Here is a 22,910-nt window from a genome sequence, read left to right on the forward strand (position 1 = left end):
CATTCACCGATATGGAGCCGCAGACCTGTTGGGCCGCTTCTCGTCCGTTCCGACAGTCTAATTGGGCAGGAAGATCGATAACTTGCTGACAAGACGTTCGCGCTGCGCCCCTTCCGGTGACAGCCGCACAGCCTCCTTGAGGCTGTCGATCGCATTGGGATCGTCAAGCGCCATACGGATCCCGTGGCGCAGTTCGTGAAATTCGTGAAATCGGCTTTCACCTTTTGGATCAGCTAGGGCCGCGTCGATGAGGACGAGCGCTTTCCTCGGCTCACCCTGATCGAGCAACGCCCGCGCGAGCAGTCGGTCGACCCAGCAGCTGTGCGGAAGGCCCCGCAGGACCGGTTCGGCAATAGCGGGCCTGCCCATCGTGATCAGCAGCTCCGCCTTGCGCTGGGTGTGGAAGGCCTTGGGATTTCGCGCGGCCTCGAACAGCGACAGCGCGGTTTCGCGTGTATGAGCAGCATCCGCCCCCGCTTGGGTTAGTGAGAATTCGAGTAGGAGGTCGGCAAGGCTTGTGCGTACCTCGTCGTCCTCAATCTGGTCGGAGTCGGGCAGCGGGATCGTTGACAACACTCTCGCAAGCAGCTCGGGGGCTTCCGCCGACCAGAAACGGGCGACCGAAGCGAGCGTCTTGTAGGCCTGCACATAACCGGCCTTGGCGAGATTTATGATTGTGCGTTCGATAAAGTCGCTACGCGGCCACAGCACTGCTTTGCGGGTCGCTTCGATCTGCCAAGGCATGTCTTGGATCGTAGCGAGGAGCACAGATGGGGAGACGTGCTCGCCGCCCTCAGCGGCCTCGACAATGGACAGGCCAAGCGTAGTTGCCTCGGGATAAGCTCGTTCGACCTTGTACGATCGGATAAGCTGGACCCCGGTTGCCCAGAGTGGGTGATCGCTGGACATCACGGCCTCGAAAACGACACGCGCCTCCGCATGGCGCTGGAGCCATTGCAACGCCTTGCCGCGATGATGCCCAATCTCGGAGCGTTGGCGAGGCGTAAGTCCGACGAGCGTTTCGAGATGATCGAACAGCGCGAGGCCGGCCTCCGCATAGATTTGAGCCTCGTCTCCCGAAACGGCTTTTTTCTGCCGATAAAGCCATTCGAAACTCTCGATGAGGAGGCTGAAGTCGATCGACGAGATAGGCCTTTCAGACGCGACATGCGCTGCCGCCGATTTCACCGGGTCGTCGGGCAGGATCGATGCGGATGCGTCGGGCTGAGTCACATTCAACAGCGCCAGCAGGAAGGCGGGGCGGCGGTCGCCCGCATCGACGAGGGAGCGGAGCCGTTCGCGAAAGCTCATGCTGGCAGCCCACAGGCTCAAATCATTGGCGGCCGCAGCCGTCTCCAGATAGGCGGCGAGCATCGTCGTGAGCGCTGCCCGGCGATAGTCGGTCCACCAGGCAAGGCTCGAAAGGCTCGCGAAGATCACATCATGGAGGCGCACTGCGGAGGGGAGGTCCGCCGCCGTCAGCGCGCGGTCCCGTAGATTGCGAATGCCGGCGGGCTTTATCGCGTAGCGCAGGAAGCCGATATCGCATTCGGGCTGGCCGATCCACTCGAACACCGACAGTGCGTCGGTCAGCACCGTCCGATACCGCGCGAGAAGCCGGTCCGCGAGTGGCTGCGTGCTGTCGGATAATTGCCCGACCGCGTCGCAGTCGAGCGCAATGTCAGTCCACGGCGCGCCCGCACGCACAGCTGCGTTCATCAGGGCGAGACTGAGCGGATGACCCCCGACGGTTATCCAGATCGTCGCGAAGACGTCGTCCGGACAAGCCGGCGCAGGCGCCGTGTCCAGAAGGGCGCGCGCTTCTCCCATCGCGAGGTCGGGAAGCAGATAGTCGTCCGCCTGCCGATCGCGCGTCGTGACGATGACGTGCGATCCCGCGCCGCACAGAGCCGCGAGCTCGCTCGGCACGATCGGGGTTGCCGGATCGTCGATTACGAGCAAGCATCGACCGGATCGGAGCATGCTCGCGATGTTCCGCTTGTCGCCACCCCGCACCAGCGGCGTGGCCAGCAATCCGGCAGCATTCTTGAATTCATCTCCGTCGAGCCAGATCGTGAGATCGTAGCCCGAGGGGCCCTCCCCGTATGCGGCGGCGGCTGCGGACTTTCCGCTCCCGCCAATCCCCGAGACCAGAAGGCAGGGCGACAGCGCGAGGCGGCGCGCGATTTCTGCATCGATATCGGCTCGGGGCCGATGCCCTTGAGACGGCCCTGGAAACAGCCGATCACGTGCCGCCTGATCCCGGATGTCGGCAAGATCGGGGAGGTAGATGGCGAGCGCTTCGAGCGCCGCGTCGTTGAAGAGCAGCTTGCGCACGATGACGCGGGCGATCTGGTCCGATCCAAGGATGCCGAGCTGCCGTCCGTTCATGTCGGGACGCTTGAGCATGTCCCGCTTGAAATTGTCGGCGATGATCGGCTTGCGCGGCTCGTTAGCGAGCAGCAGGATGCGCTTGACGCCTGGGCGGCGTTTCAGCGTTTTGTCAATATCGCCGAGCGCTTTTGGCATGCCCTTAGTGAAGTACCCTCCTTCGGCGGAGTATTGGGCGACGATCGTGCCGTCGTCGCTGGTACTGTCGAGCACGCGGCTAATCGGCAGATCGCCGCTATTGATCCCGCTATGGTCGAGGGGTGTTGTCAGCACGAAGTCAAGAAACGTCCCGCCAAACGCCTCGAACTCAGGTCCGATCGCCCCGATGGCGATGGTCAGGCGTTGGACTATCAGTCGTCGTGAATGCGGGTTCATGGGCCCCTTATGGCGCAAACCAGCCATTCTGGAAGAGCGGCCGTTGGCCGGGCTCGACCGGGAGCTGCGGTCGGAAGGCTCCCTTCGATCACCCCGGACTCGCGATGACAAGCGTCCTGGTCGGCATCGGCTATGACGGTTCTTTCAACGTCAGGTGACGATGCTGCTAGGTGTTTAGTCCGGGCATCTGGTGGATCGGATTGACGATGAACCGGTCTGGCTCTGACGTCCAGATCCTGGCGATGTATTCGTAGGGTGTGAGCCCGCTGAGCGTCTTGAGCCGGCGGGCGAAGTTGTAGGCGGCCATGAAGTCGGAGAGGTGCGTCCGCAGCTGGTCGTGGCTGTCGTAGTGAAAGCGTTTGACGGTCGCCTCCTTGATGGTGCGGTTCATCCGCTCGACCCCGGCCTCCGCCGGGGCAGGCTCTGCCCGTTGGTCCACGGGTGGTTCGGCTTGGTGAGCCGGTGCTCGATATTGTTTGCCTCGCAGATCATGTCGAAGCGCATCTGGCGCGACCAGGCGGTGTTCCGGTTACGCGGCTGCTCGGCGAACTGGATGCCATTGTCGGTGAGGATCGTGTGGATCCGGTAGGGTACGGCTTTCAGCAGGTGTTCGAGGAACTCCCACGCTGTCCGTCGATCAGCCTTGTCGACGAGTTGGGTGACCGCGAATTTGCTGGCGCGGTCGATGCCGACGAACAGGTAAAGTTTGCCTTCGGCAGTCTGCACCTCGGGGATATCCATATGGAAGAAGCCAATGGGATAGCGCTTGAAGAGCTTACGCTTTGGCTTGTCACCTTCGATGTCCGGCAGGCGGGAGATACCATGCCGCTGTAGGCATCGGTGCAGCGCTGAGCGCGTCAGGTGCGGGATCGATGGCTGCAGAGCGTAAAGGCAGTCATCGAGCGGCAGTAACGTGTGGCGCCGGAACGCCACAACCATTGCCTCCTCGGCTTCAGTCAGGGTCGTCGAATGAGGGGCCTTCAGCCCGGTCTTCAGATCCTCGACGGTTATCCTCTTGCGCCACTTCGCCACGGTCTTGGGGTTCATCCCCAGCTCCCGGCTCAGCGTCGAGAGCGAAGCTTGCGATCGCTGTATTGCTGCTCGGACGGCGTACGTGGTCCCTTCGACAGGCTCAGGACAGGCGTGGCGCACCCATGACGAACCTGTCCCATGCGGCTTCCTTCCATTCCAACGAATGGATCGCACCATCAAACCGTGGGATCAAACACCTAACGGCAGGGGCGACTGATTGACTGCTACCATTGAAATGCTAGGCTTTTCAAAGTTCGAGAGGGGATTGAGTTCCTGCACGTTCGAGAGGTGGGGTATGAACGAGAGGTCGCGCATCGAAAAGACAAGTGCAGAAGACAAGTCAATCGGGTTCGACTACCAGTATTATTATTTCCTGAATGAGCTTTTGAACCTGAAGAGTGGCCAAACTGCAGGGTACGAAGTTCTGGATGATGTTCATATCGAGCTCGCGGACGGCAAAACGTTGCTCGTCCAATTGAAACACACCGTCCAGACAAACTCGCAAGGCGACCCTATAAACCTCACCAAGCTCGACGCCGACCTCTGGAAGTCGATATCAAACTGGTGCAAAGTGATTGCCGACCCAGCAGACGGGCGTGCAACTGTAGTCGATCAACTGGCATTTTTGGGCAATACCTCTTTTTTGCTAGTATCTAATAAGTCTAGCAATGCCGGGAACTCGGTATTGTCTTCGATTGACGAGGTTTCAAACGGCACCAAATCGCACGCGGATTTCATATCAGATATCGACGCGCTCAAGGCCGAAACCAAAAACGAGACCATTCAAGGATATATCGACGATCTCTTAGGCCTTGACCTTGGTGTGTCAGCGGCATTCCTTCGGAATTTATCGTTCGGACTGGACCTCGATGAGATCATTGCCCGGTGCAAAGCCTCGATTTTGGAAAAACAAATCCACCCCACTAGGGTTGATGACGTTTTTCACGCCGTGGATTCCAAGCTCCGAGCGAAATCCTTTGCGACGGTGAAAGCAGGAGGAAAAATCAGCTTTAACTTTGAGCAATTCAACGTCGAATACCGGCGAGATTTTGATAAGGCGAGGAGTGCGGGGTTCGTGATAAGAAATCTTATCCCAGCCCTGCCTGCAAATCTTTCGGACCAGACCTTCATCAAGCAGCTCGTGGATATCGACGATATTGCGGCGGATGACGTCGAAATCTTGATGAAATTTACCACCATGCGGTTGAATTTCCGAGATAATATCGAACAATGGATTCAGGATGGCGACATAACGCAGACCGATATCTATGACCTTGAGCAAGAGGCCGACGCTCATTGGGATAACACGTTCTCCGCGCAGTATCCCGGGCGTCGACCACCACCGGACGAGGCGACAGCCGCGACAGCCGCGCGAGGTATCGTTCAGGACCTCCGTAAAGTTAAAATTCCCCTCGCCTCGCAGGAACTGCCCATCAGAATGAGCAACGGAGGTTTCTACGAATTATCTGATCGGCCCGTAATGGGCTGGCTGCACAACTGGAAAGATCGTTACCATTGAACCTGAGCAGCTTCTATAACAATCTGGGCATCGATGCTTTTGCGATCTCAACCGTCTTGGAGAAGGCAGAATTTCTGACGTTTCCTCGATTAATGTTGATCCTGCCGATTGTCGCACATCGAGCTATGGTAAGGCATCTCGCCAACGGTAAATTCCGTATCATTAGTTTTGAACAGTACTTCATCGAGCAAACTAGATACTTCTACAACTTTGCCGATCGTTATCACGCTTGTCTGGCGCCGACCATCAATGCGCTTCAGCTGTTAAACGAGATTGGCTCCCTTGATTTTCGCACAGACGGCGCTGCCATTGCCGCGCCAATGCCGATCACTGCGGCCATGGGTAGCCGGGCCGAACGGATTCATCGCGCCTCGTCTAATATTGCCACCCTCATTGCGGGCAGCGCAGACGTTTTCTACCTCAATGCGAGGATCGAACTGTGAAATTCCATATCGAAAGCCTTCATCTCTGGCTGGCCAGTGGCGTAACACGGACTCTGTCGTTCCTTCCAAACAAAGTGAACGTGATCACCGGCGCCAGCCACACGGGTAAGACCGCAATCCTTGATATATTTGATTACTGCTTCTTCGCCAGTCGGCACCGTATTTCAGAAAGCATCATCAACGAAAGCACCCTCTGGTATGGGTTGAAAATTCATGTGAACGACAAGGTCTATACGCTGGCAAGAAGGGCACCTAGCGGCGGAGCTATCTCCAGTGACTATTATTTCTCGTCCACCGGCAAGATCCCCGATGAAGCCCCGGAGGCAAACATCCGGGAGCCGGCCCTAAAGGTGCTGCTCGGTGCCGATTTCGGTATTGATCAGGATGTCAAAATCCCATTCGGCGGGCAAGTTTTGCGGACGGGATCGCGTATATCGCTTCGCTATTTCCTGCTGTTCAACACAATTTCGCAGGACATCATCACCCACAGCGAGCAGTTTTTCGACAAACAGGATCAGCCCCGCTCCCGGGAAGCGTTGCCGCGCATATTCGACATCGCTGTAGGGATCGACTCTGTCGAAAATATCCTTAAGCGCGATAAGCGCGCGCAGCTTGAAAAGCGCTTGACGCGCCTGCAGAAACAATCGGCAAAAACAGATGAAAATCGCGAGGCGTTCTACAGCGAACTTGCGGAGACGACCGCCCGCGCAATGTCCTACGACCTCATCGCCGACGATTCCGATGCCGAGCAAGCGGTGGCAACTTTGCAGCGGATGGTAGCGGAAAGGGAGGCGGGTCCGGGTTTGTTTGTCTCGAGGCGATACGAGGATATCTCTGTTGAACTCTATCGCGTTTCAAGAAAGATCAAGGGTCTTCGCAAGTTTTTGGGCGAATATACCACGCACAAGAACGTGCTGTCAGAGACTGCCGACAGTCTGAAGCCGATCGCCTATCTCAAAGGCAATCACGCGGATACCGTTCGAACTTCCGTTTTCTCCGAAATTCTCGAACGCCTGGAAGAGGGCTTGCACGAGATCAAGGTAGAGATATCTAAGAAAAACCCTCTCGAGGGCAATGTCGGTGAACTAATCAAAGAACTGGAAGGTCAACGCGAGCAGCTGCAGAGAGAACTCCAGGCGCTGCCGTCGGATAGCGCAGTCTTCGAAAATGAAAAAGAGCGATATATCTTCATTGGTGAGACGAAGGCCAAGCTTGAGATGTTCGTGGGAACGGATCAGAAAAGTCCGCTTAATCTCGAAGCTGATATTGCAAGTCTAGAAAGGCAAATCGGCGAACTCACTGTCCCGTCATCAGACGATCGTAGGAAGCATTTCACCAACGTCCTTGAGGAGACAATTCAAGAGTATATCGGGTTATCCAACGTAGCCCTGGGTAATTATGGGAAATATCGCTCTTCATTTGATTATAAAGAAAAGAAACTTCACTTAAGAAAGCCAAAGACTGCGTTTATCGAAAACGTTGGTAGCAGCTCAAACCACATGTTCCTTCACCTGTTTCTTTTCCTCGGATTGCACGAGGTCATTATGGCCAACGAAGGCCAACATGTGGCGCCATTTCTAATCATCGACCAGTTTTCTAGGCCCTACTGGGGAGATGACGAGAACGGCGGCGCGAAGAGTGAGCAATCTGATGAACAGGATCGGGACGTTAAAGAAAGCGACGTTGCCAAGGTCCATACTGCCCTCAAACTCCTCGACCATTTCATTTCTCAAGCGAACAGCTTGGACAGGGAATTTCAAATCATCCTGTTCGAACACATCAACCCAAAATACTGGGAAGGTCTTGAGAATTTCCATCTCGTAGAGATATTCCGGGACGGCAATGCGCTAATTCAAGGCGCGCAAGCTAGCAGCTAAAGTAGGGCTGTCCACTATCCGGTCTATGCGGCTGTGAAGCTGCCGTTCGGGGTCGTTCGCAGGCCCTGACAGTGCAGCGAGAACTTCCGGCGATCGACGATTGACCGGTCTGGACGTAGCCGGCCATTTCCATTGGTATCGGCGATCGGCAGGAATGTCTCACATCTCGGCAATTCCACCATCGCCGGTCGAGGCGTCGGGCGAACATGAATGGATGTCTGAATTTGGGGAGCACGAAACGAGCGCTGAATGTCGTGTTGTGGGTCAAACGCCGGCCAATCGCCAAGCCGAGATCCTCTGTTTAAAGTCAAGCCGCGATCACGGCAGAAGGGCATCATCGTCATAACCGAGCATTTGGCATCCGACGCTTATGGCCTCCTCATCCTGGCACCTGAGATCGCGCTTGGCAGTGGCTGGCTGGGAGGCGACAGGGTCGTCGGTAGGGCAGCCATCCGTGATTTGCTGATCAAAGCCGCTCGTTTCACGAACGATGAACGGCAAAGACTAACTATCCATTTGCCCAGCAGGGCGATCACGCTCCGGTTGGATGAGATCGAACGATACTTTGAAGCGTAACACCGCTCCGCGGCGGCTCCGGGCGCTTGCTAAGCGAAAGCAACAAGCGGCCGAAGCTTGGAAGTAGGAAAGGGACCGCGACTGTCTGGATTGAGCTCGCCGGCAACGTGACTAGCGAGCTCGACCCAAAGTCGGTCATGTGGGAAAGTGGATGCCGCAAAGCTTGTTGCCATCGGGATCGCGGAAATAGGCTAGTTGAATCGGGCCCATTGAGGGGCTCATTCGCGGTCCCGGTGGCGCTTCAACGGACGTGCCGCCGTTTGCGATGGCTACGTCGTGGAACTCCTTCACTTGCTCGGGCGAATTGCACGAAAATGCAACGGTGCTGCCGTTCGCCACGGTCGCGGGCTCATCGTTGATAGGCTCGGTGACGACGAAATTGGTGCCGTTCTCGTTGCGGTAGAACAGGCGCGTATGGCCGCTGCCTGCGATATTGAGCGTGGCCTCGCTCACGCCGAGGACGCCCAGCACTTCGTCGTAGAAGCGCTTGGAACGCTCGATATCGTTTGAACCTACCATCGTATGAAACAGCATGGTCTCTCTCCTGACAGATGGCTGCCTGATGCAAGGCGCCTGTAGGTGTCCCATAGCCGAGACAGACGCGCAGTCACGCCTCGTTCGTCATCGACATCGCCGGAGGCTGGCAAAGGCACGTGGTCTTGCGGGCGCAGCAATAGCGACGATGCTTCGACGTTGCCTGGAGACAAATGACGCATGACGGTGCAGGGCATCTTGGCGCGGACATCCTGCTTCGCGTCGATCCAGGGATGCGACACGATGACCATGAAAGCTTTGGCGCTGCTCGGCAGTGCAATCATCGCCCTGGGCGGTTGCAGTGGCCCGAAGTCGACCGAGGCAAATGGGACAGCGGCGGCGGGTCCGGCAACGACCGCGACCCGCGTCCGCGGCGTCGTGCAATCCGTTGGTGCAAATGCGCTTGCGGTGCAGACCTATGATGGTCGTGCTGTGTCCGTGGCGCTCGACACCAAGACCGGCTTCGCGTGGGTGGTTGGTGCCAGTCTGGCCACGCTTAAGGACGGCGATTTCATCGGCACGGCAACGACAGGGACCGGAGACGCAGTGCGCGCAGTCGAACTGGTCATTTTCCCGGAATCGATGCGCGGGACAGGCGAGGGTCATTATGACTGGGACGTTCCCGGCGTTGTCGCCGCGGCTGGTGGCGACACGAGCGGATCAAGCGCCATGACCAATGGCACGGTTGAGCAGCAAAGCGCGATGACCAACGGCACCGTCGAGCAACAGAGTGCCATGACCAACGGCACGGTGACAGAGGGTGCGGGCAAGCCCGGCGAGACGACGCTGACCGTCTCCTACAAGGGCGGAAAGACCAAAGTTCTCGTGCCGGCCGGCACGCCGGTGGTCCGCTTCGAGCCGACGCAGCGGTCAGTGCTAGCGAAAGGTCAGAAGGTTTTCGTCGTCACTGACGCGAGCGCGCCCGGAGCCAAGTTCGTCGCGATCGGCAAGGACGGGATCACGCCGCCCATGTAATCATTCGTTTGGCGCGAGGTCACGGCGTCAGGGTGAAGGTTACTGTGCGGGGCAGCTTGGCGGCACGTAGTTCGTCCGCCAGGTCCTGCCACCGAATGCCGCTCCTCCCGCCGACGTCGAAGGTGCCGGGTTGACCATCGGCGATAGCTAAAGCTGCATCACCGAACATTGCCCTGAGTGCAGCCGTCATATTGAGGATGCGTCGGTGGCGACCTTCCGAGCCCGCTTCGACCGAAGCTGCAGTATCTGAGGAGAGGTCGGGCTCAGGGTTCATGCTCGAGATACGGCGGGTGCAGCGGTTTCGATGCAAAGTCTGCGGGGTTCGCTGGTCATGCCGTGGACCATGGCGATGTACCGTCCGCGTCGGCGCCACGGAGTGGAGACAAGAGCGATCCACAAGGTCGAACATGCGTCCACCCACGTTGATGATCGATCGCATCATTGCAGAGACGGAAAGAGGAAGTTGCACAGCATGACCACGACCCTTCGCGCTCGCCTCACGGTCCTGGCTAGCCTCTTCGCCGCTGGCTGCTCGCCGCTAGGCGTGTTCGACACGCTGGTGCCTAAAGATCGAGGTGCGGGAAAGGTCGCAACCGCCGTCGCATATGGTAACGATCCACGTCAGAGGCTGGACGTTTATGCACCGCGGCCGCAATCGATCGGCCGGCGACCGGTGGTGGTGTTCTTCTATGGCGGAAGCTGGAACAGCGGATCGCGCTCAGGGTATGCCTTCGTCGGCAGAGCGTTGGCGGCAAAGGGGTTCGTTGTCGTTATCCCCGACTATCGGCTCGTGCCTACGGTTCGCTATCCATCCTTCGTTGAGGATGGCGCAGCAGCTGTGCGCTGGACCGAGGCACATGCTGCGGAGTTCGGCGGGGACCCGGCTCGGCTCGTGCTGATGGGTCATTCGGCGGGCGCCTATATCGCCGCGATGCTAGCGGTAGACGATCGTTGGCTACAGGACGATCGGCGGGCGGTCAGAGGCTTCATAGGAATGGCTGGCCCCTATGACTTTGCTCCTTTCGATGTCGACGCCAGCCGTGCCGCATTCGGTGGGTGGCCCCGGCCCAAGGACACGCAGCCCATCACGTGGGCCGGGACCGGAGATCCACCAGCGCTGCTGCTCGTTGGAGCGGGCGACACTATTGTCCGCCCGCGTAACAGTAAAGCGCTCGGCGCGAGATTGCGTGCGGCTGGCGTTTCGGTGGACCTCCGGTCCTATCCAAAAATGGGCCATGTCGGCCTGCTCCTGGCGCTAGCGCGTCCATTTAGGAGCAGGGCACCGGTACTCGAGGATGTCACCAGCTTCGTACGCAAGGTAAAATGATCGTACGTCTTGGACGCTGCTCGATACAGGTGAAATGCTCAGTCGATAGGCAGTCTCAAACTCGACGTCTCTTAGTCAGGCGTGAACCTTGGTTCCACTCTCCTGTTGCGCTTTTGCGACGACATGAACGAATGTCTGAAGTCAGATAGTCGAAGGGTTGCCGGGAACGTCTGATTGTGGGTCTCAGCGGTGAAAAGCTGTCCGCAGGCCGGTCTTGCCGTATCGCTCGCTGGCGGTCCTCTCGGCGGAAATACGCTCAAGGATTTCATGCTTAAGCCAAATTCGAAGCCAGTCACATACTGGGCAGCGAGAGCAGGGCGGCACCCCCGGAGAAATCAACCGGGGGCACTTTACCGTCACAGCTTAGGGTGCAGATATCGCACAGGACTGACGCTCTCCAGAAGCGAGGCCACGTGCAGGATCGTGGACTCGGCAAGCCAGCTACCAACGACCTGCACATTGATAGGCAGGCCCTCCCTGCTCGTGCCAAACCGCATGGATATCCCGGGTAGTCCGGTGACGTTGAGCGGCACGGTTGCGCCTTGGAGGTACGTAGCGTCGACGGTGTGCCCGTCGATGACGAACTTCTCGACACCATGCTTATGCGCCGGGATCGGCAGCACATGGGTGATGAGGGCGTCGAAGCCGCGGAAGTATTCCGCATAGCCGTCACGGATGCGCTCGGCAGCCTGCTCGGCGTCGATGAAATCAGCCATCGAGGTGTCGGGCAGGGACAGCATCGTCTTGGCCATCTTGTACGTTTGCTCTTCGTGACCTGCGATCGCCTCGCGGAAGGCTGGTTTCATCTCCATCACGTGCAGCCGGTTGAAGACGTCCAGCGCGAAATCGCGCTCCAGTGCCGGGATGCCGACCTGCTCGACATGGATGCCGAGATCCTTCAGCGCCTCCGCTGCGGCCTTTACCGTGGCAGCTACTTCGGCATCGACTGGACCAAAACCCGGGCCGACCATCCAGCCAACGCGCAGTGGGCGATCAGGCTGGCGCCCGATGCCGGCGTCGAACTGCACGGTGCTGGTCGCGAAGCCGTCATAGCCATCGGGACCTGCAAGCTGTGCGAAGGCGAGCGCGATGTCACGTACCGACCGCGCCATCGGGCCGACATGCCAGAAGCGACGGGGGGCACGCGGCCAGATGCCGGTCATCGGCACCCGGCCATGCGTCGCCTTCATCGAGGTAATGCCGGTCTGTGCAGCTGGACCGCGAACAGAGATCGCGAGATCGGTACCGAGCCCGATCGGCGACATACCTGCTGCGATCGCAGCAGACTCTCCGCCGCTCGATCCGCCCGGTGTGCGGGTCACATCCCACGGATTGTTCGATCGGCCGGAGAGCAGGTTGTCGCTCTCGATCCAGTAGGAGAACTCGGGCAGGTTGGTCTTGCCGAGCAGGATCCCGCCGGTGGCCTTCATGCGTGCAACGCTGGTCGCGTCGACACCGGGGAGCCGGCCTTTGAAGATTGGCGAACCACGCTGCGTCAACACGCCCGCCGTATCGATCGAGTCCTTCACGGTGAACGGCACGCCGTGCAGCGGACCAATGTCATCACCAGCCAGCACCGCCTTCTCCGCTGCCGTCGCTGCCGCAATGGCGCCACCGGCAATTGTCACGATCGCATTGATCGCCGGGTTCGTGGCCTCGATCCGGTCGAGGTGCTTTTGCACCACTTCCACGGGAGACACCGCCTTTGTGCGGATCAGCTCGGCAAGTCTGGTTGCGTCGAAAAAGATGATGTCGTCGCTCATAGATTATCCTGTCTAACGTTCGTTAGGCTATGACCTCTAGGTCTTCACAACAGGCCCGTCAACGGCTAACTAACGGTCGTTAGATTAAGCATGGAGTAGAGACGATGGCGGCGACGAGCGTGAAGGAGGTGATCCTCACGGAGGCCCGGCGGATCGCGCAGGCACATGGCTACAGCGGCATGAATTTTCGCGAGCTGGCCGACCGCGTCGGCATCAAGCCGGCGAGCATCTACCATCATTTCGCCAGCAAGGCCGACTTGGGGGCTGCTGTCGCCAAGCGATATTGGGAGGATGCCGTAGCCAATCTTGAAGCGATCCACGCTGAGGAGGAAGACCCCAGGGCAGCGTTGCAGCGGTATCCAGAGGTGTTTCGTCGGTCGCTCGAGAGCGAGAACCGGCTGTGCCTCGGCAGCTTCATGTCGGCGGAGCATGACGATCTGCCAAAGGTCGTCATGAACGAGGTCCACGCCTTCGCCGACGTTAACGTCGCCTGGCTCAGCCGTATGCTCGTGTCCGCCAAGATCGTGAGCTCGACTGTAGCGGCAGAAGCGCGGGCACGTGCCATTTTTGCGTCGATTACTGGCGCGCAGCTAATGGCCAGAAGCCGATCCGACATCGGTTTGTTCGATAGCCTTGTCGACGCCTACCGAGAGGCAGGTCTTCTGCCCGCGTGACGTCTTGCCCTGCTGGCGTGATGGAATGCTGAACAGCACCGGGCGCAACGCAGGTCGTCGGAGGGCATGGCTCCCCGCCGACCTGCTCTCGGCAGCTCCTTAGCTCAGGCGCGAGCGTCGAGTTCTGGAACACCACTCTCGCCATCCGCATAAGCGGCCAGGAAGGTCGGCCGGGTTTGCCAGCGTCGCCAGAAGGCGTCGATATGCTCGAAGCGCTCATCCAGCGGGGTGGCGTTGACCGGGAACTTGGAGAAGGCGATCGCCGTCGCCAGCGTGATGTCCGAGAAAGTCGGCTGATCCCCGCCGATCAGCCATGCGCGCCCGTCCGCGAGATGCCGGTCGACCAGCGCAGCATGCGCCAGCGCCACCTTGCGCGAATGCTCGCCCCATGCGGGGTTGTGCGTCAGCTCCAGCTTGGGACCGAGGCCTTGGTGAAGCACGTGGAATGCAGTGACGATCGGATAGAGGATATGGACCCAGACCCGGTTGTCCCACATCTGGTCGAGGCCACGCTCGTGCGCCGTATCACCCATGATCTTGCGACCCTCGAAGCTGTCGTCGAGGTAGCGTGCGATGGCGGAGGTTTCGCTCAGGAACGAGCCGTCGGCCAGCGCCAGCGTCGGCGTCTCGCCCCAAGGGTTCATCTTCAGATGCTGCCACCCACGCTGCTCGCCAACGGGCGACATGTCGTACACCGTCTCGGCGAACCGGTCGGCGATGCCCTTCTCATGCATGAAGATGCGCAGCCGCTGTGGATTGGGGAAGGCTGAGGGGGAGGTGAAGAGCGTCAGCTTGTCAGTCATCAGGTGTCTCGCTTTCGTCGTATCTATCACCTGCCTGCCAGATGACAGGTATCTATTTGCGTGCAAGAACTTGCGCTGTCAACCCCTGCCTGTCATATGACAGGTGGAGGCTTGATAATGGCAACAACCAAGGAAAATGCGAGAGAAGCGATCCTGCTGGCTGCGCGCGAGGCGGCGATGGCTCGCGGCTACGGCGGCATCAATTTTCGCGATCTGGCGGCGACGGTTGGCATCAAGGCGGCCAGCATCAACTATTACTTCGCCAACAAGGCGCTGCTCGGCGAGGCGGTGGCACGTCGTTATTGGGAGGACATCGCCCGCGATCTCGAGGAGATCTCAGAGAAGGCCAAGTCGCCTGCGGAAGCGTTGCGGCAATATCCTGGCATATTTCGGGCATCTCTGGAGCGTGGCAACCGAATGTGCCTGAGCAGCTTCATGGCGGCAGAGCATGATGGGCTTCCCGCGCCGGTCCTAAAGGAGGTCCAGGCCTTCGCCGACGTCAATGTCGCATGGCTGAGCCGTCAGCTCGTCGCGGCAGGACTCGGTGATCCCGACAGCGTGGATGGTAGAGCGCGCGCGATCTACGGTGCGGTCGCTGGTGCCCAGATCCTGGCACGAAGCAGGTCTGACGTGGCTGTCTTCGATGCCCTGATCGAAAGTTACTGTAAGGCAGGGCCGCTTCTGACTTAGAGGATTTTGGAAGCTCGACCGGTCGAGGGACAGGTGTGCGGCGTTAATTGGAAGTTCCGGACTGCGTGGCGATCTTCCGCCTCTGGAAGAGGGAGCCGCGAATAGTTAGGAATACCTCTAGGCAACCTGAACATGTGTCCGCTGTTGGTTTTTGGTAGATGAGCTCCCCGTCGCCGAATTTGAGTCTTTGCGCGAGAAGCGGAATAGCTAGCCCAAGACCTTCTTTCCGCCCGTGTGAGTGCGAGCGTCCCATCCGGCCATCGCGACCGACGTCATGGCTTCCAGCTCCGATCGGCTGGCACCATCGCGTGCGAGGATCGACATGCCAGCCTGCACCGCCTGCACGAACCGGGCAAGGGCATGCGTGTCGGCCCCTTCGGGAATTTCGCCGCTCTTCACGGCGTGCTCAAGACGCGTTTGCAGCCGCTCGAGTGTGAGCGCGCGTGCGGCTTTGACGATCTCGCCAAGACTGGCATGGCCCTCACTGCCAACTGACGAGAGTGTCACCATGCAGCCGCGGGGCATGTCGGCAATACAGCCAGTCAGCGCCGCAGATGAATCCATCAGGAGGGACTGGACGGCGTCTCGTGCGGTATCTGCAGCCTGGAAAGCGGCCCAGACGTGATGCTCATTGGTTTCGGCATAATGCCGCAACGCCTCAGCGTAGAGGGCCTCCTTCGAGCCGAACGCGGCGTAGAGGCTCGGCGACCCGATCCCCATCGCCTTTGTGAGGTCCGTCAGCGATGTCGCTTCATACCCCTTGCTCCAGAACAGCCGGGTGGCCTGTTCCAAAGCCGTGTCACGGTCGAATGCACGGGGCCGGCCACGTACCCCTGTGCCAGACCTTGTCGCCTCACCATGTCGATCTGATTTCTGCATCAATCGACATATAATTCATTGACGTCGGAAGACAACGATCCTAGCTAATCTGTATTGAACGATACAGAAAGATATGATGATGACCGATCTGACTGGCAAACGTGCACTTGTGACCGGTGGATCACGTGGCATCGGCGCCGCCATCGCTTTCGCCCTAGCGGGCAAGGGAGCCGATGTTGCCGTTACCTTCGAGCGTTCCACGAACCGGGCGGCAGAGGTCGTGCGAGGTATCGAGGCGGAAGGACGACGTGGCGTCGCCATCCAGGCCGATAGCGCTGATCCCGCCGCCATCAAACGATCGGTCGATGAGGCTGTGGCGGCGCTGGGGGGATTGGACATCCTCGTCAACAATGCCGCGATCGCGCTTTACGGCACGATAGAGGACTTCAAGATCGAAGACATCGATGCTCTGCTCGCAGTGAACGTGCGCGCTCCCGTGCTTGCGGCTCAGGCTGCGATCCCACACCTGGCTTCGGGCAGCCGCATCATCACGGTCGGGTCCGCAGGAGCGGATCGGATCGTCGGCGCGACGGGCACAGTGTATTTCATGACCAAGTCGGCATTGCAGTCGTTCACCCGCGGCTTGGCGCAGGAGCTTGGCCCTCGCGATATCACCGCAAATCTGGTGCAGCCGGGTTCGACAGACACGGATATGAACCCCGCGGCAGGGGAATATGCCGACTTCCAGCGTAGCCTTAGTCCGCTGGGCCGCTACGGTACCTCGGAAGACGTGGCGGCAGCCGTGGTGTTTCTGGCTAGCCCGGCGGCCCGCCATGTGACCGGGGCCATCCTGAACGTTGATGGCGGACAGACTGCCTGAAGCTAATGAAGGCGGCATGGGTGCTATCGGGAGCACTCATGCCGTACTCAAGGGTGATAAGAACGAGCGTCTGCTATGTGGAAGCCCGTGATATGAGCTGAATGTCGATAATTGGGTCAGACTTGAAAATCGGCCAACAGCATATATCTCCGTCGGCTTGCAGCGTTGTTTTTGACCTCAAATCTCAGACAGATGACCGATTAGCATCCATCCGTCTGCCTCGTAAACATCATGGATATTAGGGCCATAGAAGCGGTTGGCCCCCGCCGTGTCGATGAAGATACTGGTCAGCCTCAGTCGCCGTTGGATCCAGGTCTGTCGCAGCGTCACCGTTTGAATACGCGAGACTGGAATGACCCAGGTGTGACGAGTGAGAACGCCGCGTTGTACCTGCAATAGCCCAGGTGTGAAGCCGTAGCGGTGATGGCGGCGCTCAAGCAGGGACAGCCCGCACAACGGTCCGAGCAGCGCCAACGCAAGCAGCGTGGGGGGATAGAACCACGAAGCGCCGAGGATGAGCAGTGTGGGTATCGCCGTGCGTCTCAGGAGCGCGCGCCACACATGGCCGCGGGCAACGGCACATAAGGCGTCTGGCCTTCTTCTTGGCAGTCGCAGTTCGATGAGGAGGCGGTCGACTTCGGCTGTATGGGCCAGTGGGGCCAAATCCTGAAGTCCTTCGGCGCCTTCGCCGCCGAGCAGTTGCGTTCGCAGGCGCGACCAGCCGAAATGGCGGCGTAGCAGCCCGTCATCAATGACGGCGAGTTGTACGCGAGGAAGAGAGATGATCGTCTCGCTGCGCGTGAATAGTCCGCGCATGCGCCGTAAGCGTCCTTCTTCGTTTATGAGTTTGAAGGCGTGGTCGCGCAGCATTGTACGTCCGATTCCTGCCGTAAGGCCGATCGTCAGCACGACCATAGTGCCAGCGGCAAGAGCGCCTACCCAGGCAAGCACCGGCAACGACCGAACGGTGTCGGTGCTCGCCGCAACCGTTTTCAAGAGCGCGCTGCGATCCACGTTCAGCAGTCCGGCGAGATACTGAAGAGCGCCGAGCCCTATCGCGATCCAGACCAGCGAGAAGTTGAAAAATCCCCAGAGCAGCACACGTCTTGTGCTCATCGCAAAGAGCGGTGTTTCGGCGACAGGAACAGTTGCAGCCTTTTCGGCACCGTCACTTGGATTTTCGAGCGTAACAGTGCGTCGGCGCTGCAGAGCAGCGCGGAGCCTTTCAGCCTCCGCGCACGATACGCTGTCCAGCGAACCCTCGTCGATACCGGAGCCTCCGGTTTCTAATGTTACCTTGGCGAGCGCGAACACGCGTTGCAGCGGGCCACGCTCGATGCCGATGTCGGCAAGGCGCTCATAAGGTATGGTGCGACGATTGCGGCTAAACACACCGCTCTCGATGACGATCGCGTCGGCGGCAAGCGCGTACGTAAAACGGTACCATGTCAAAAGGCGGACCAGGGCCACGGCGAGGGCGGCGGTAATGCCGCCAGTCACCACCATCCACCAATCAGCACGTGCCACTACCGCGAGCAGGGCTGGGATACCGAGCAGCGTCGACGGTGCCTTGCGGATGACGGAGATGATCATCGAGGCGGGGTGCAGCCGACGCGGCGCTTCACCGAGACGTGACGGAGTATCGGCCTTGCTCACCAGGCCTCCGGGCGGATGCGAACACGGATCGAGTCACGCAGTTCTTCAGCTTTGACGCGTGACAGTCCGGGCAGAACGACGACGGCATGCGACGTGCCCGCGGTATGCAGGATCAGGCGGGCGACGCCAAAGGCACGTTCGACCGGGCCTTGCGAGACGTCGATATGTTGAACTCGCGAGAGGGGAACCACGGTATGGACCTGCGTCCAGGTTCCGTGCGCTACGTGAAGTTCATCAGGTGCTAGCGCCCAGCCCCAAGCGCGCCAGCGCCGCCGAGGTGTGATCACCGCCAACCACAGCGCCAATAGAGCCCCGATGGCAAAGCCCGGCCAGCTCGGCCATCCCAACTGATCGTTCGCGACTGCACCGAGCGTTGAAATACCGCCACCCACGATTAACGAGGGAACAAGTGCTCCGACGTGCATCACGGCTCGCTGCCCAGGTTCCAGGCGGCTCAGAGCGACAGGTACTGGTTTCATTTCTACCTTATGGAAGCAGCCTTCAGGCGGACTCAAGCCGTGCTTTCGTTCCACGTCAATATAGTTGATGGGGGGATATCGAAGTCGAGGTCATCATCATCGTCCTGACTGCAAGCCACCGGAGGCATTCCGAGCGAGTCGTCCCTGTAGTTGCGGTGACAACTTCAGCCCTCGACTGCACCCAAAAAATTCCCCTCCAGAAATATGAATGACTGGCAGAAGCTGGACAGCGAAGAAAGTACTGCGAATGTCTGGTTGTGGGTCGCCACGCCGTGCCGAATGACGGCAGGTAAAGCGCAGGCGGCGGACGCGCAGGTGACGTGCCATGGTGCCTCGAGCCGGATTAGCGCGTTAGGCAATGATGATGAAGATCGTGTTTGACTCCCGCCAGCTTGCGCACGCCCCAGCCCGCGAAATGCACAACGGCGACTGGACCGCCTTTCAGGAAACGCCCGCGCGTGCCGAGGCAATCTTAGCGGCGATCGGTCCGGCCGAACCCGCGCGGGACTTCGGCATGGACCCGTTGCTAGCGGTGCACGATGCCGCCTATCTCGATTTCCTGAAGATCGCACATGCCGACTGGCGGGCCGCCGGGCGCATGGGCGATGCGATCGGCTATGCCTGGCCTATCGTCGGGCGCCGTCCGGTCAACCTGACCCGGATCGACGCGCGGCTCGGCCGTTACGGCTACGACGCGGTGACGCCAATCGCCGCCGGCACCTGGGATGCGGCCTATTGGTCGGCGCAGTCTGCGCTGACCGCGCTCGATGCGGTCGCCGAGGGCGCTTCCGGCGCCTTCGCCTTGTGCCGTCCGCCAGGCCATCACGCCGGCCGGGATTACTGCGGAGGCTATTGCTTCCTCAACAGCGCCGCCATCGTCGCAGCCGAGGCGCACCGGCGGGGACTGGGTCCGGTCGCGATCCTCGACGTCGACTATCATCACGGCAACGGCACGCAGGACATCTTCCGGTGCGATTCATCCATTCTGTTCGTCTCAATCCACGCCGATCCGGTCACTGATTATCCCTTCTACTGGGGGCATGCCGACGAGGACGGGGAAGGGGCGGGGCGTGATGCCACACTCAATCTGCCGCTGCCGCGGGGAACAAGTTGGGCGGCCTATCGCCCCGCACTCAACCGTGCCCTGGCGGCGATCGCAGACTTCGGCACGCGGTTTCTGGTCCTGTCCTTCGGCGCGGATACCTATGCCGGCGACCCAATCTCGCACTTCGCCCTGGAGCGCGACGACTTCGCGGCACTGGGCAGGCATATCGCGGCAGCGGGCCTGCCGACCGTCACCGTCATGGAAGGCGGATACGCTGCAGCCGAACTCGGGGACAATGTCGCCGCATTCCTAGCCGGCCTATCATCAAACGGCTGATGCGGGTCGTGTCGGTGGAGTAGAGTAAAGATTACGGAGAAGCCTGATGAACGAGATCGTTGAATACGCACCACCCAAGGTCTGGACTTGGGACAAGTCAAGTGGGGGCCGCTTTTCCAGCATAAACCGCCCGATCGCCGGTGCCACGCACGACAAGGAGCTACCGGTCGGCAAGCACCCGCTACAGCTCTATTCGCTCGCGACCCCCAACGGCGTGAAGGTGACCGTGATGCTCGAAGAGTTGCTCGCCGCCGGCCATATGGGCGCCGAATATGATGCCTGGCTGATCAGGATCATGGAGGGAGACCAGTTCGGCAGTGGCTTTGTCGATGCCAATCCCAACTCAAAGATTCCCGCCTTGGTCGATCGCAGCGGCGCGGAACCCGTGCGCGTGTTCGAATCGGGATCGATCCTTGTCTATCTCGCTGAGAAGTTCGGCGCGTTCCTTCCGACCGATCCCGCAAAGCGCGCCGAGGTCCTGTCGTGGCTATTCTGGCAGATGGGTGCCGGGCCGATGCTGGGTGGCGGCTTCGGGCATTTCTACGCCTATGCCCCCGTGAAGATCGAATATGCGATCGACCGTTTCGCGATGGAAGTGAAGCGCCAGCTCGACGTCCTAGACCGGCGCTTGGGCGAGAGCGAATATGTCGGGGGCGATGCGTATTCGATCGCCGACATGGCGGTGTGGCCCTGGTACGGCGCGCTCGTGACCGGCCAGGTATATGATGCCGCCGAGTTCCTGCAGGTGGACGCATATAAGAACGTGCTGCGCTGGACCGACTTGGTCGGCGCGCGGCCGGCGGTCCGGCGTGGCCGGATGGTGAACCGGATTATGGGCGATCCCGCCAGCCAGCTCCACGAACGCCATCATGCGGGTGACTTCGATACCCGGACGCAGGACAAGCTCGAAGGAGCGGCGGCGGAAAGCCGGACGCGATGACCCCCCGAGGCCGCACAGGCTAGCGACTGAAGTTGGGAAGCGGAAAACAAGCTAAGAATGACCGGATGTGGGTCAGATTGCAATGAGCTGCGTAGATACCCTGCATCTATTGAACTAAAGGGGGTGTCCACAAGGAAATGACGGTGATCAGCACAATCGGCAAGGGGCGGATCGAGGCGTTCAGCGATGGCGTCATAGCGATCATCATCACGATCATGGTGCTGGAGCTGAAGGTGCCGCATGGGACCGCCTTCGCCGATCTGTTGCCGACGGTGCCGGTGTTGCTGAGCTACGCGCTCAGCTTCGTCTACGTCGGTATCTACTGGAACAACCATCATCACCTTTTCCAGGCGGCGCGCGGCGTAACCGGGCCAATTATGTGGGCCAATCTGCATCTACTGTTCTGGATGTCGTTGATCCCGTTCGTCACCAGCTGGATCGGCGAGACCCGCGATGCCGTGGCGCCGGTCGCCAGCTATGGTATCGTCCTGCTGATGACGGCGATCGCCTACCAGATCCTTGCAGCCATGCTCGCGCGCCACGACGGTCAGGGTTCGCGACTGGGGAGGGCGATCGGGCATGATCGCAAGGGCTGGCTCTCGATCGTCTTCTACGCGCTTGGCGTCGTCCTGTCGCTGGTATGGCCGGACATCGGGCTTGGCGCGTACGTGGCCGTCGCGCTTTTCTGGTTTATCCCCGACCGCCGGGTCGAGCGGGTGTTGTCCGAGGACGAAGCCTGACCGTGTGCGATGGCGTGCTATTCGAGCCCGCGCGGGCCGGGCGCGAGACGCATGGCGCAAGCGGCCGTGCCGATGAGGATGAGCGCTCCGGCCAGGGTCAGCGGCGCGACGACTCCGAAGCGGAACAGCAGGGCGGCACCGATCGCCGCGCCGAGGAAGATGGCGAGGACCGCGGCGATCCGACGCCCCCAATTCGGGTTGCCGCCACCCGCCGCGATCGAATCCGCGCCCAGCCCGGTCAGGGTCAGCGTCAATACGGTCGTGGTGAGGTCGGTGACCTTGAGCTGGCGGATGGTCGCGTTGCGAAACCCCATCGCCACCGCGGTCAGGGCGATGATCGCGAACATGCGCCACTCGGGCGCCATCGCTTGATGATCGTAGCCGATCGCCACGCCGGCCGCGATCCACAGCAGCAACGTCTCGAACACCGCGGCGCTCATCAGCCAGCGCCGCTCGGAGCCGCCGGCCTGCAACCGCCCGGCCCGTCCGCCGATCAGCGCGCCGGTCAGGAAGAAGGCGATGCCGATCAGATAGGGTGCGACCCTGAAGCCGGGAGCGCCACTCGCGGCGAACCCCAGGAAGACGACGTTGCCGGTCATGTTCGCGGTGAACACCCGGCCCAGTCCGAGGACGCTCGCCGCGTCCACCAGCCCGGTCGTCACCGACAGGAGCAGCAGGAGCGGCACGCGCGGGTCCGGGTTCTTCATGACGGTCATGGGTATTCCTTCAGAAACGGAAATTCGCCTCGACCCCCAGAAGGCCGATCGTCTTGGCAGAGCCATACTCACCTCGTGCTGCGCGGCTCCTGCCCCTCACCCCGTACCACTGACGTCAGCACGTGCTCGATCCGATCAACGATATCGACCGCGCCCCTTTGATTCACCGGAGAGCGGCCTCTGATTGTGATCTGGATGCCATGCTGCGTGACAATGGGATCCTCCTTCGACATCGGCCTTCTCCTGAACGGCGGCCTGATAATGCCGCGCCACTGACGATGAACCTACGAACGAGTGTCGAGGTTGAGAAGCAAGAGCTG

20 protein-coding genes and 1 pseudogene are annotated in these 22,910 nt (G+C 60.2%); 11 read left to right on the forward strand and 10 right to left on the reverse strand.

The features are described from left to right. Positions 1-57 precede the first annotated feature (57 nt). Both ABD719_RS14385 and ABD719_RS14390 read right to left on the reverse strand, forming a co-directional pair. The gene (locus ABD719_RS14385; RefSeq protein WP_344694083.1) at positions 58-2,766 is read right to left on the reverse strand and encodes a hypothetical protein; all 2,709 of its coding nucleotides are present in this window, start codon (positions 2,764-2,766) and stop codon (positions 58-60) included. A gap of 166 nt (positions 2,767-2,932) precedes the next feature. Next, a pseudogene (locus tag ABD719_RS14390) lies at positions 2,933-3,938 on the reverse strand (IS481 family transposase). Between the two features lie 155 nt (positions 3,939-4,093). On the opposite strand from ABD719_RS14390, the gene ABD719_RS14395 reads away from it, so the two are divergent. From ABD719_RS14395 to ABD719_RS14405, 3 genes are read left to right on the forward strand one after another with little or no spacing between them, the layout of a single operon-like run. Continuing rightward, positions 4,094-5,317: a hypothetical protein gene (locus tag ABD719_RS14395; RefSeq protein ID WP_344694084.1), complete on the forward strand. Its 1,224-nt coding sequence runs from the start codon at positions 4,094-4,096 to the stop codon at positions 5,315-5,317. Next, entirely contained in the window at positions 5,314-5,760 is a 447-nt protein-coding gene (locus ABD719_RS14400) for a three component ABC system middle component (protein WP_344694085.1), read from the forward strand. The genes ABD719_RS14395 and ABD719_RS14400 overlap by 4 nt, the downstream gene beginning before the upstream one ends. Further along, complete coding sequence (locus ABD719_RS14405; protein WP_344694086.1) at positions 5,757-7,637, forward strand: DUF3732 domain-containing protein; 1,881 nt, start codon at positions 5,757-5,759, stop codon at positions 7,635-7,637. Before ABD719_RS14400 ends, ABD719_RS14405 begins: the two co-directional genes overlap by 4 nt. Before the next feature lie 711 nt (positions 7,638-8,348). Here the strand turns inward: ABD719_RS14405 and ABD719_RS14410 are convergent. Next, positions 8,349-8,747, reverse strand: coding sequence for a VOC family protein (locus ABD719_RS14410; protein WP_192129933.1), 399 nt, complete (start codon positions 8,745-8,747; stop codon positions 8,349-8,351). Between the two features lie 180 nt (positions 8,748-8,927). Here ABD719_RS14410 and ABD719_RS14415 point away from each other — a divergent pair, with 180 nt between their 5' ends. Continuing rightward, entirely contained in the window at positions 8,928-9,722 is a 795-nt protein-coding gene (locus ABD719_RS14415) for a hypothetical protein (protein ID WP_344694087.1), read from the forward strand. 19 nt (positions 9,723-9,741) lie between these two features. Here the strand turns inward: ABD719_RS14415 and ABD719_RS14420 are convergent, their stop codons facing one another. Continuing rightward, positions 9,742-9,996 carry a hypothetical protein gene (locus ABD719_RS14420; RefSeq protein ID WP_192129934.1) on the reverse strand — a complete coding sequence of 85 codons (255 nt, stop codon included), beginning with the start codon at positions 9,994-9,996 and terminating at the stop codon, positions 9,742-9,744. A 198-nt stretch (positions 9,997-10,194) separates the two neighbouring features. Here ABD719_RS14420 and ABD719_RS14425 point away from each other — a divergent pair, with 198 nt between their 5' ends. Then, positions 10,195-11,049: an alpha/beta hydrolase gene (locus ABD719_RS14425; protein WP_192129941.1), complete on the forward strand. Its 855-nt coding sequence runs from the start codon at positions 10,195-10,197 to the stop codon at positions 11,047-11,049. Positions 11,050-11,405: 356 nt separating this feature from the next. Here ABD719_RS14425 and ABD719_RS14430 read toward each other — a convergent pair whose 3' ends face one another. Next, a complete protein-coding gene (locus ABD719_RS14430; RefSeq protein ID WP_344694088.1) occupies positions 11,406-12,812 on the reverse strand; it encodes an amidase in 1,407 nt (468 codons plus the stop codon). 104 nt (positions 12,813-12,916) lie between these two features. On the opposite strand from ABD719_RS14430, the gene ABD719_RS14435 reads away from it, so the two are divergent. Next, positions 12,917-13,486: a TetR/AcrR family transcriptional regulator gene (locus ABD719_RS14435; protein WP_344694089.1), complete on the forward strand. Its 570-nt coding sequence runs from the start codon at positions 12,917-12,919 to the stop codon at positions 13,484-13,486. Positions 13,487-13,590: 104 nt separating this feature from the next. On the opposite strand, the gene ABD719_RS14440 is transcribed toward ABD719_RS14435, so the two are convergent. Further along, positions 13,591-14,289, reverse strand: a complete 699-nt coding sequence (locus ABD719_RS14440) for a glutathione S-transferase family protein (protein WP_344694090.1) — start codon at positions 14,287-14,289, stop codon at positions 13,591-13,593. 117 nt (positions 14,290-14,406) lie between these two features. Here ABD719_RS14440 and ABD719_RS14445 point away from each other — a divergent pair, with 117 nt between their 5' ends. Beyond that, a complete protein-coding gene (locus ABD719_RS14445) occupies positions 14,407-14,979 on the forward strand; it encodes a TetR/AcrR family transcriptional regulator (protein WP_344694091.1) in 573 nt (190 codons plus the stop codon). Positions 14,980-15,186: 207 nt separating this feature from the next. Here the strand turns inward: ABD719_RS14445 and ABD719_RS14450 are convergent, their stop codons facing one another. After that, positions 15,187-15,771, reverse strand: a complete 585-nt coding sequence (locus ABD719_RS14450; protein WP_344694092.1) for a TetR/AcrR family transcriptional regulator — start codon at positions 15,769-15,771, stop codon at positions 15,187-15,189. A 166-nt stretch (positions 15,772-15,937) separates the two neighbouring features. Between ABD719_RS14450 and ABD719_RS14455 the strand changes: the two genes are divergently transcribed. Then, a complete protein-coding gene (locus ABD719_RS14455; protein ID WP_344694093.1) occupies positions 15,938-16,678 on the forward strand; it encodes an SDR family NAD(P)-dependent oxidoreductase in 741 nt (246 codons plus the stop codon). A 177-nt stretch (positions 16,679-16,855) separates the two neighbouring features. Here the strand turns inward: ABD719_RS14455 and ABD719_RS14460 are convergent, their stop codons facing one another. Together ABD719_RS14460 and ABD719_RS14465 are read right to left on the reverse strand one after the other, a co-directional pair. Next, positions 16,856-18,334 carry a PH domain-containing protein gene (locus ABD719_RS14460; protein WP_344694094.1) on the reverse strand — a complete coding sequence of 493 codons (1,479 nt, stop codon included), beginning with the start codon at positions 18,332-18,334 and terminating at the stop codon, positions 16,856-16,858. Further along, positions 18,331-18,759: a PH domain-containing protein gene (locus ABD719_RS14465; RefSeq protein ID WP_344694095.1), complete on the reverse strand. Its 429-nt coding sequence runs from the start codon at positions 18,757-18,759 to the stop codon at positions 18,331-18,333. The genes ABD719_RS14460 and ABD719_RS14465 overlap by 4 nt, the downstream gene beginning before the upstream one ends. Positions 18,760-19,177: 418 nt before the next feature. Here ABD719_RS14465 and ABD719_RS14470 point away from each other — a divergent pair, with 418 nt between their 5' ends. From ABD719_RS14470 to ABD719_RS14480, 3 genes are all read left to right on the forward strand, one after another. Continuing rightward, positions 19,178-20,194 carry a histone deacetylase family protein gene (locus ABD719_RS14470; RefSeq protein WP_344694096.1) on the forward strand — a complete coding sequence of 339 codons (1,017 nt, stop codon included), beginning with the start codon at positions 19,178-19,180 and terminating at the stop codon, positions 20,192-20,194. Positions 20,195-20,240: 46 nt separating this feature from the next. Continuing rightward, positions 20,241-21,134, forward strand: coding sequence for a glutathione-dependent disulfide-bond oxidoreductase (yghU, locus tag ABD719_RS14475; protein ID WP_344694097.1), 894 nt, complete (start codon positions 20,241-20,243; stop codon positions 21,132-21,134). Between the two features lie 143 nt (positions 21,135-21,277). Then, positions 21,278-21,874 carry a TMEM175 family protein gene (locus ABD719_RS14480; protein WP_344694098.1) on the forward strand — a complete coding sequence of 199 codons (597 nt, stop codon included), beginning with the start codon at positions 21,278-21,280 and terminating at the stop codon, positions 21,872-21,874. Positions 21,875-21,891: 17 nt separating this feature from the next. Here ABD719_RS14480 and ABD719_RS14485 read toward each other — a convergent pair whose 3' ends face one another. Then, a complete protein-coding gene (locus ABD719_RS14485) occupies positions 21,892-22,590 on the reverse strand; it encodes a YoaK family protein (protein WP_344694099.1) in 699 nt (232 codons plus the stop codon). Positions 22,591-22,910 lie beyond the last annotated feature (320 nt).

It is taken from the genome of Sphingomonas cynarae, from assembly GCF_039537815.1.
GTDB classification, from domain to species: Bacteria; Pseudomonadota; Alphaproteobacteria; order Sphingomonadales; family Sphingomonadaceae; genus Sphingomonas; species Sphingomonas cynarae.

Coding starts and splice junctions, on each gene's coding strand:
- ABD719_RS14435 (WP_344694089.1), top strand. CDS start 12,917: ATGGCGGCGACGAGCGTGAAGGAGGTGATCCTCACGGAGGCCCGGCGG.
- ABD719_RS14415 (WP_344694087.1), top strand. CDS start 8,928: ATGACGGTGCAGGGCATCTTGGCGCGGACATCCTGCTTCGCGTCGATC.
- ABD719_RS14425 (WP_192129941.1), top strand. CDS start 10,195: ATGACCACGACCCTTCGCGCTCGCCTCACGGTCCTGGCTAGCCTCTTC.
- ABD719_RS14440 (WP_344694090.1), bottom strand. CDS start 14,289: ATGACTGACAAGCTGACGCTCTTCACCTCCCCCTCAGCCTTCCCCAAT.
- ABD719_RS14465 (WP_344694095.1), bottom strand. CDS start 18,759: ATGCACGTCGGAGCACTTGTTCCCTCGTTAATCGTGGGTGGCGGTATT.
- ABD719_RS14430 (WP_344694088.1), bottom strand. CDS start 12,812: ATGAGCGACGACATCATCTTTTTCGACGCAACCAGACTTGCCGAGCTG.
- ABD719_RS14470 (WP_344694096.1), top strand. CDS start 19,178: ATGAAGATCGTGTTTGACTCCCGCCAGCTTGCGCACGCCCCAGCCCGC.
- ABD719_RS14420 (WP_192129934.1), bottom strand. CDS start 9,996: ATGAACCCTGAGCCCGACCTCTCCTCAGATACTGCAGCTTCGGTCGAA.
- ABD719_RS14385 (WP_344694083.1), bottom strand. CDS start 2,766: ATGAACCCGCATTCACGACGACTGATAGTCCAACGCCTGACCATCGCC.
- ABD719_RS14455 (WP_344694093.1), top strand. CDS start 15,938: ATGACCGATCTGACTGGCAAACGTGCACTTGTGACCGGTGGATCACGT.
- ABD719_RS14410 (WP_192129933.1), bottom strand. CDS start 8,747: ATGCTGTTTCATACGATGGTAGGTTCAAACGATATCGAGCGTTCCAAG.
- ABD719_RS14395 (WP_344694084.1), top strand. CDS start 4,094: ATGAACGAGAGGTCGCGCATCGAAAAGACAAGTGCAGAAGACAAGTCA.
- yghU (WP_344694097.1), top strand. CDS start 20,241: ATGAACGAGATCGTTGAATACGCACCACCCAAGGTCTGGACTTGGGAC.
- ABD719_RS14485 (WP_344694099.1), bottom strand. CDS start 22,590: ATGACCGTCATGAAGAACCCGGACCCGCGCGTGCCGCTCCTGCTGCTC.
- ABD719_RS14445 (WP_344694091.1), top strand. CDS start 14,407: ATGGCAACAACCAAGGAAAATGCGAGAGAAGCGATCCTGCTGGCTGCG.